The organism is Cellulomonas sp. P5_E12 (assembly GCF_054049315.1).
The window spans coordinates 309195-316348 of sequence record NZ_JBFUMP010000002.1; the positions used below are offsets into that span (position 1 = coordinate 309195).

At 72.5% G+C, this 7154-nt stretch carries 7 protein-coding genes; 4 read left to right on the forward strand and 3 right to left on the reverse strand.

Annotation, left to right across the window (positions count from 1 at the left end; genetic code table 11):
• Positions 1 to 112: 112 nt before the first annotated feature.
• Complete coding sequence (locus ACXJKA_RS02860) at positions 113 to 2152, forward strand: glycosyl hydrolase family 28-related protein (RefSeq protein ID WP_456823656.1); 2040 nt, start codon at positions 113 to 115, stop codon at positions 2150 to 2152.
• A 100-nt stretch (positions 2153 to 2252) separates the two neighbouring features.
• Positions 2253 to 2711, forward strand: coding sequence for a hypothetical protein (locus ACXJKA_RS02865; protein WP_456823657.1), 459 nt, complete (start codon positions 2253 to 2255; stop codon positions 2709 to 2711).
• 7 nt (positions 2712 to 2718) lie between these two features.
• On the opposite strand, the gene ACXJKA_RS02870 is transcribed toward ACXJKA_RS02865, so the two are convergent.
• Positions 2719 to 4014, reverse strand: coding sequence for an alpha-amylase family glycosyl hydrolase (locus tag ACXJKA_RS02870; protein WP_456823658.1), 1296 nt, complete (start codon positions 4012 to 4014; stop codon positions 2719 to 2721).
• Between the two features lie 186 nt (positions 4015 to 4200).
• Here ACXJKA_RS02870 and ACXJKA_RS02875 point away from each other — a divergent pair, with 186 nt between their 5' ends.
• Both ACXJKA_RS02875 and ACXJKA_RS02880 read left to right on the forward strand, forming a co-directional pair.
• Positions 4201 to 5319, forward strand: a complete 1119-nt coding sequence (locus ACXJKA_RS02875; RefSeq protein WP_456823659.1) for an LLM class flavin-dependent oxidoreductase — start codon at positions 4201 to 4203, stop codon at positions 5317 to 5319.
• 33 nt (positions 5320 to 5352) lie between these two features.
• The gene (locus ACXJKA_RS02880; protein WP_456823660.1) at positions 5353 to 5694 is read left to right on the forward strand and encodes a YnfA family protein; all 342 of its coding nucleotides are present in this window, start codon (positions 5353 to 5355) and stop codon (positions 5692 to 5694) included.
• Between the two features lie 142 nt (positions 5695 to 5836).
• Here ACXJKA_RS02880 and ACXJKA_RS02885 read toward each other — a convergent pair whose 3' ends face one another.
• Positions 5837 to 6187: an MmcQ/YjbR family DNA-binding protein gene (locus ACXJKA_RS02885; protein ID WP_456823661.1), complete on the reverse strand. Its 351-nt coding sequence runs from the start codon at positions 6185 to 6187 to the stop codon at positions 5837 to 5839.
• A 577-nt stretch (positions 6188 to 6764) separates the two neighbouring features.
• A partial coding sequence (locus ACXJKA_RS02890; protein WP_456823662.1) for a DUF222 domain-containing protein occupies positions 6765 to 7154 on the reverse strand: 390 nt, incomplete at its 5' end.

Here is a 7154-nt window from a genome sequence, read left to right on the forward strand (position 1 = left end):
CCATCTGCTCTTGTCGTCGTGTTTGTCTGTTCCGTACGGTGTGTCCCGTCCATGCGGCGCCGTGCCCCCGTTTGCCACCGGTGCCGTCCCGGCTGCGCAAGGAGGCGCTCCCGTGAGGAACACAGTCATGCGGTCTGCACCGCACCGCTCCATCGCCGTCGTGCTCGCGCTCGCGGTCGTCGTCGGCACCGGCGGTGCGGCCTCGGCCCACGGGCGCACACCGCCCCCGCCCCCGGCCCCCACCCCCGTCACCCGGGCGGCGCTCGATCCGTCGCTGGTCGACGGTCGCGGCGCGACCGTCGGATTCCTCGAGCAGGAGGCCGAGAAGGCCGCGACGAACGGCACCGTGATCGGCCCCGACCGGACCGCGTACACGCTGCCCGCCGAGGCGTCGGGCCGCTCGGCGGTGAAGCTCGCGCCCGGGCAGTACGTGGAGTTCACGCTGCCGAAGGCCGCCAACGCCCTCACGGTGCGGTACTCGATCCCCGACTCGGCGACCGGCGGTGGCATCACGGCTCCGCTCGACGTCACCGTCGACGGCGGCGGCAGGCGGACCCTGACGCTGACGTTGCAGTACTCGTGGCTCTACAACCAGTACCCGTTCAGCAACGACCCGAACGCGGGGCTGCTGCACCCCGACTGGTGGATCACCGAGTGCGGCTGCGTGCCGGCGGCGACGACGCCCGCCCCGACGATCACGACGCCGTTCCGGCCGATGCACTTCTACGACGAGCAGCGCCTGCTGCTGGGCCGGACGTACGCCGCCGGCGCCAAGGTCCGCCTGACGGCGCCCGCCGGCACCACCGCGGCGTGGACCGCCATCGACCTGCTCGACTCCGAGGTGGTCGGCCTGCCGCACGTCCAGCTCAAGGCCGCCAACGTCCTGCTGTTCGGCGCTGACCCGTTCGGCAAGAAGGACTCCGCGAACGCCTTCGACAAGGCGATCGCCTTCGCCAAGGCCAAGCACCTGCCGGTCTACGTGCCGCCGGGTGTCTTCCAGGTGAACCGGCACATCGTCGTCGACAACGTGACGATCGAGGGCGCGGGGTCCTGGTACACCGTCATCAAGGGTCGCGAGGTCGCGCTGGCGACGCCCGCCCCTGACGGGTCCGTGCACACCGGCGTCGGCTTCTACGGGAAGGACGCGGCCGCCGGCGGCTCGCGGAACGTGCACCTGTCCGGGTTCGCCATCCAGGGCGACGTGCGCGAACGCATCGACACCGACCAGGTCAACGGCATCGGCGGCGCGCTGAGCGACTCGACCATCGACGGCCTCTACATCCAGCACACCAAGGTTGGCGTGTGGGTGGACGGTCCGATGAACAACCTCGTGGTGAAGAACAGCGTCATCGTCGACCAGATCGCCGACGGCCTGAACTTCCACACGGGCGTCACGAACTCCGCCGCGACGAACAACGTCGTGCGGAACACCGGCGACGACGGCCTGGCGATGTGGGCGGAGAAGACCACCAACTCCGGCAACACGTTCGACCACAACACGGTCCAGACGCCGACGCTCGCCAACGGCGTCGCCATCTACGGCGGCACCGACAACACGGTCACCGGCAACCTGATCGCCGACCCGCTGCGTGAGGGTTCGGGCATCCAGGTGGGGTCGAGGTTCGGCGCCGAGCCGTTCGCCGGGCACCTCTGGATCACCGACAACACGACCGTGCGCGCCGGGACGTTCGAGCTGAACTGGAACATCGGGCTCGGCGCGATCTGGTTCTTCGCGCTGGAGAAGAACATCGACGCGGACATCCAGGTGGTCGGCGACCACTTCCTCGACAACACCTACAACGCGATCATGGTCGTCGCCGACTGGCCCGTGAAGGACCTCTACTCGGTGACCAACGTCCACTTCAGGGACATCCGCGTGGACGGCACCGGGACCTCGGTGCTCAGCGCGCGGGCCGCCGGATCGGCCACCTTCGAGAACGTGGACGCGCGCAACGTGGGTGCCGTCGGCATCAACAACTGCGGGTCGTTCAACTTCCCGCCCACCGGGTCCGAGTGGTCGTCGATCGACCTCGGCGGCAACGACGGCGGCGGCACCACGGGCCCGTGGTTCGCGCCGTGGGAGCTGCCCAACACGATCACCTGCGACGACCGCCCGCCGGTCGTCGTGCCGCCCGCGCCGTCCACCTGGTAGCAGGCCACCGCCGGGGGTGCGGTGAGGGGGAGGGTGGCGTACCGGCTGGGTCCCGGTGCGCCGCCCTTCCCCGCGGCACCGCGCGGCCTAGCCTGCGCTGATGACGTCGCGCACGGTCCTCGTCGGCACCCTGGCCCTTCTCGCCGCGGCGACCGGCGGCTGCGCGACCGATGCCCCGGGCGTGCGCGGGCAGCTCGTCGCGGTCGACGACACCGGCCTGTCCGACCGGCCTCTGGAGCAGGGGTGGATCGCCGCCCTGCCCGGGACCGTTGCCGCCGGCGTCTGGCCCGACGTCGCCACCGGCGACGACGAGCTCCGCTACCTCAGCCAGCCGCTCGACGCGGACCGGGTCGAGCGGGCGGGCGGCGTGCTCGCGCCGGTCGGGCCCGGCGGGCGCTTCACGCTCGACGTGCCCGCAGGCCTCACGCTGGTCTGCTGGGTGGACGGCACGCCCGACGACCTGCGCACGTCGGGCTGCGCCTCCACGGAGCTGCCGGAGGTCGGCGGGCTGCGTGTGACCTGGGGCGAGGGCGGCTTCTGGCTGGAGATCCCCAGCTGACCCCGGCTCAGCCGGGCTCGACCACCGCCCACCCGTGCGGCGCCACGGTGCCCGGGTCGCCCCGGGTGGCGTCGTCGCAGGCCACGAGGGTCCCGCCCGGCATCGCCAGGGGCGCGTCGTCGAGGTTGAGCGCGACGGTCAGCACGTCGTCCCCGTCGCGGACCTCGTAGACGAAGTTCGTGTTGGTCAACGTGACCTGCGTCGTGCGAGCGCGATGGAGCCATGCGTGCCGGCGGCGCAGGCCGATGAGGTCCTGGTGCAGCCGCAGGACGGCGTTCTCCCCGATGCCGGGCCCGTCGACCGCGAGCTCCGGCCGGACGGCGTCGTCGCCCCCCTCGCGCTCCTCCTTCACACCCGTGAAGCCGAGCTCGTCCCCCGCGTAGACCGCCGGGGTGCCGCCCACCGTGCACAGCACCACGACGGCGTGGGCGCGGTGCCGGGCGTCCTCGACCATGCTCGCGATCCGCGTGACGTCGTGGTTGCCGACGAACGTCAGCGGCGCGAAGGAGTCCAGGAACTCGTCGTGGCGTGTCAGCGACCACGCGAGCTCCCACAGGTTGGCCTCGTTGAGCGAGCTCCAGACGGCCTTCCACAGCTCGTACTGCGTCACGGAGTCGACGGTCGAGTCCCGCACGAACGCCGGGTAGTCGCCGTGGATGACCTCCGCGACGAACCACGCGTCCGGGTGCCCGGCGCGCACGCGCGGGAGCACCTGCGCCCAGAAGGTCGTCGGCACCGCGTACGCGGCGTCCAGCCGCCAGCCGTCCGCTCCGCGGTCCAGCCAGTGGGTCATCACGCGCACCACGTAGTCGACGACGCTCGGGTGCGCGTGGTCGAGCGTGACGAGCGCGTCGTGACCCTCGAAGCCGACGAACCCACCGTCGGCGTCCCGGAGCAGCCACACCTCGTCGTCCGAGCGTCCCTCGAGGGCGTCCACCGACCTGCGCGCGATCGCCGAGTCCCGGCCGACGTGGTTGAACACCCCGTCGAGCAGCACCTTCAGGCCGCGGCCGTGCGCCTGGGCGACGAGCTCGTCGAGATCGCCGTCGTCGCCCAGTCGGGGGTCGATGCGCAGGTAGTCGATCGTGTCGTAGCCGTGCGTGCTCGACGCGAAGATGGGCCCGAGGACGATGCCGGAGGCGCCGAGCGCGACGACGTGGTCGAGCCACGCCACCAGGCGGCGGAGCCGGTGCTCGTCGGGACCGGGCGGGTTGCCCGTCGCAGGGAACGCGCCGACCGCGCCGAGCGGGTAGACGTGCCACCAGATCGCGTGCCGCACCCAGTCCGGCTCTGTGCCGCTCATGCCGCGCCTCGTCCCCTCGGTTCCTGCTCCGACCCTAGGCGCCAAGCGTCCCGTCGGCCCCCGCCGTGAGGCCTCGAGCAGTGAGCGGCGTCCGGCCGGTGAGACGACGCCGTCCCCGCCTTGCTCCGCGCCACCGCGGTTCGCAGACTCCGGTAGCCCCACCTGCCGACCCCGAGACAGGCTGACATGAGCTCCTTCCACTGGTTCCTGCCCACCAACGGCGACGGCCGGCACGTCGCAAACGTGGTCGCCGCGGCGGGCGTGGCCAAGCGGGTGCTGACCCGACCGGCATCGCTGGCCTACCTCGGGCAGATCGCGCGCGCTGCGGAGCAGTCCGGGTTCGACGCCGTGCTCACCCCGACGGGCGCGGCCTGCGAGGACGCCTGGATCACCACCGCCGCGCTGCTGCCGCTCACCGAGCGCCTGCGGTTCCTCGTGGCGTTCCGGCCCGGGTTCCTCCTGCCGACGCTCGCCGCGCAGCAGGCCGCAACCTTCCAGCGGCTGTCCGGTGGGCGGCTCGCGGTGAACATCGTCACGGGCGGCGACCCGGTCGAGCAGCTCGCGTACGGCGACACCCTCAGCCACGACGAGCGCTATTCCCGGACGGGCGAGTTCCTCTCCGTGTTCCGCTCGCTGTGGGGGCCGTCGCCCCTCGAGCACCACGGCGAGCACTACGACGTGGTCGGCGGCGGGTTCCCGTCGCTAGAGGCGCCGCGACCGTCGGTCTACTTCGGCGGCGCGTCCCCGGCGGCCGAGGCCGTCGCCGCCCGGTACGCCGACGTCTACCTGGCCTGGGGCGAGCCCGTCCCGGCGCTGGTCGAACGCCTCACGCGGGTGCGCGCAGCCGCCGCCCTGCTCGGCCGCACGCTTCGCTTCGGCGTCCGGCTGCACGTCATCGCGCGCGACACCGCCGACGAGGCATGGGCCGAGGCCGATCGCCTGCTCGTCGGCATGGACCCGGACGCCCGCGCGGCGGCGCAGGCCCGGTTCGGGACCATGGAGTCCGTCGGGCAGGCGCGGATGACCGCGCTGACCCGGGGGCTCGGGCTCGAGGCCCGCGAGCAGCAGGTGGGCCCCAACCTCTGGGCCGGTATCGGCCTGCTGCGCGAGGGTGCGGGCACCGCGCTGGTCGGCAGCCACGACGAGATCGCCGACCGCCTGCTCGAGCTCGCCGACGTCGGCTTCGACGAGTTCATCCTGTCGGGCTGGCCGCACGTCGAGGAGGCGTACCGGGTGGGCGAGGAGGTCCTGCCGAGGTTCGCCGCCCGCGCCCCCGCACGCACCCCGGACCTGGTCACCGGGTAGTTTCGGGCCACACCCGGGCCGCCAGGAGGACCGATGACCGTCGCCCGGTCGATCGTGCTGTTCGTCGCTGCTGCGTTCCTCGAGATCGGCGGCGCCTGGCTCATCTGGCAGGGCGTGCGCGAGCACCGCGGCTGGGCCTGGATCGGCGCCGGCGTCGTCGCTCTCGGGTTGTACGGATTCGTCGCGACCCTGCAGCCCGACGCCCACTTCGGCCGCATCCTCGCCGCGTACGGCGGGGTCTTCGTCGTGGGTTCGCTGGTCTGGGGCATGGTCGCCGACGACTTCAAGCCCGACCGCTGGGACATCATCGGCGCCCTCGTCTGCCTGCTCGGGGTCGCGCTGATCATGTACGGCCCGCGCCCCGCGGCGGCCTGATAGCCCCGGCCGCGCGCGCGGTCCCGCTGTCGTCCCGACCCGCTTCCCAGCCCGCCGCCGCGGTGCGTGGCTTCGCCGCCAGAGGTCGCACTTCGCGGCTGCCGCACCCCGCAGCTCGGGCCAAGCGTGTCGGTCGCTTCAGTCAGGGCCCTTCCAGTGGCCCGAGTTGCGGGTGCTTCCGACGCAGGACCGGCGGAGCCGCCCACCACCACGACTCCGCGAGGTGCGCGCTCAACGTCCCGGCGTCGACGGCGTCGAGCGTGATGAGCACCAGGTTGGTGCCGGCGTGGTGATCGGTCGTCGAGTACAGCGTGGGTTCCTGCTCGACCAGCGCGAGCCGCTCCCCGTCGTCCTCCACCCGTACCGTGAGCCGGTCGTCGTCCCACATCCGAGCGACGAGGTTGCGGTGGAACCAGGCGGGTCGACCCCAGCTCTGCCGCTCCGACACCTCGGGCAGCGCGAGCGCCGATCTTCGCGCGTCGTCCTCGTCCATCGCCCCATCCTGGCGCCTGCCACCGACACCGTCTCTTGCGGGAGGGCTGCCCGCCACCGACACCGTCTCGGGAGGGAGGGCCGCCGACGGACATGGCGTTGGCGGGCGCACAGGGTCAGAAGGGTGGGTCGCCGAGGTCGACGCGCGGTGGCGGTGGTGGTCGGTGTTCGAGCGCGCTCGGGGTGATGTGGACGGGGATGGGGTGGCGGGCGTAGGTCAGCCCGTGTCGGTCGGTCCAGGTGGAGACGCCGGTGGCGGGGTTGTAGGTGACGTTCCACCAGCCTTCGGTCTTGGCTTGGTGGTGGTGCTTGCACAGGGCGTGCAGGTTCGCCTCGCAGGTCTGTGGGTCGTGGACCTTGAGGTCGGCCTGTGCTGGTCCCGAGCGCTCGAAGGGTGGTCCGCCGTTGAAGGGTGGTCCACCTTTGAACGGTGGTCCGCCTTCGGAGGGTGGTCCGCCTTCGGAGGGTGGTCGGCCTTGGGTGGGTGGGCGGTCGTGGTCGTAGGGGATGCGGTGGTCAATCTCGCAGCGGGTGGCGGGTTGCCGGCAGCCCGGGAAGGTGCAGGTCACGTCGCGGGCCTAGATGGTGCGGGTCAGGTCCGCGCCCGGCCGGTAGGCGGTGGTGCCGACGGAGCAGACCTGCCCTGTGTTTGGGTCGGTGAGGACGCGTCGCCAGGTGCCGTCTTGGGCGAGCTCGCGGGCGACCTGCGCCGGGATCGGCCCATAGGACCCAAGGAACCCCGGGGCGTCGTCCAGGCCGAGCAACGTCGTCGCGGCGACGGTGACCTGGACGGCGACGCGTTGCCCGTGCTTGCGGGGCAGCGGGGTGCCGTCGGGGGTGGTCTGCCGGTCCAGGATGCCGGTGAACACGTCCGTGAATGCGTCCGCCCGCCGCTGGTCGATCGTGCGGGTGTCCCCGTCGAGGGTGGCGTGCCCGGCCAGGGCGTCGATCGCGGTGAACGCGGCGGT

What these genes read in the sequence shown, in the direction of transcription:
- ACXJKA_RS02865 (WP_456823657.1), top strand. Translation starts at nt 2,253, where the DNA reads ATGACGTCGCGCACGGTCCTCGTCGGCACCCTGGCCCTTCTCGCCGCG.
- ACXJKA_RS02870 (WP_456823658.1), bottom strand. Translation starts at nt 4,014, where the DNA reads ATGAGCGGCACAGAGCCGGACTGGGTGCGGCACGCGATCTGGTGGCAC.
- ACXJKA_RS02875 (WP_456823659.1), top strand. Translation starts at nt 4,201, where the DNA reads ATGAGCTCCTTCCACTGGTTCCTGCCCACCAACGGCGACGGCCGGCAC.
- ACXJKA_RS02880 (WP_456823660.1), top strand. Translation starts at nt 5,353, where the DNA reads ATGACCGTCGCCCGGTCGATCGTGCTGTTCGTCGCTGCTGCGTTCCTC.
- ACXJKA_RS02885 (WP_456823661.1), bottom strand. Translation starts at nt 6,187, where the DNA reads ATGGACGAGGACGACGCGCGAAGATCGGCGCTCGCGCTGCCCGAGGTG.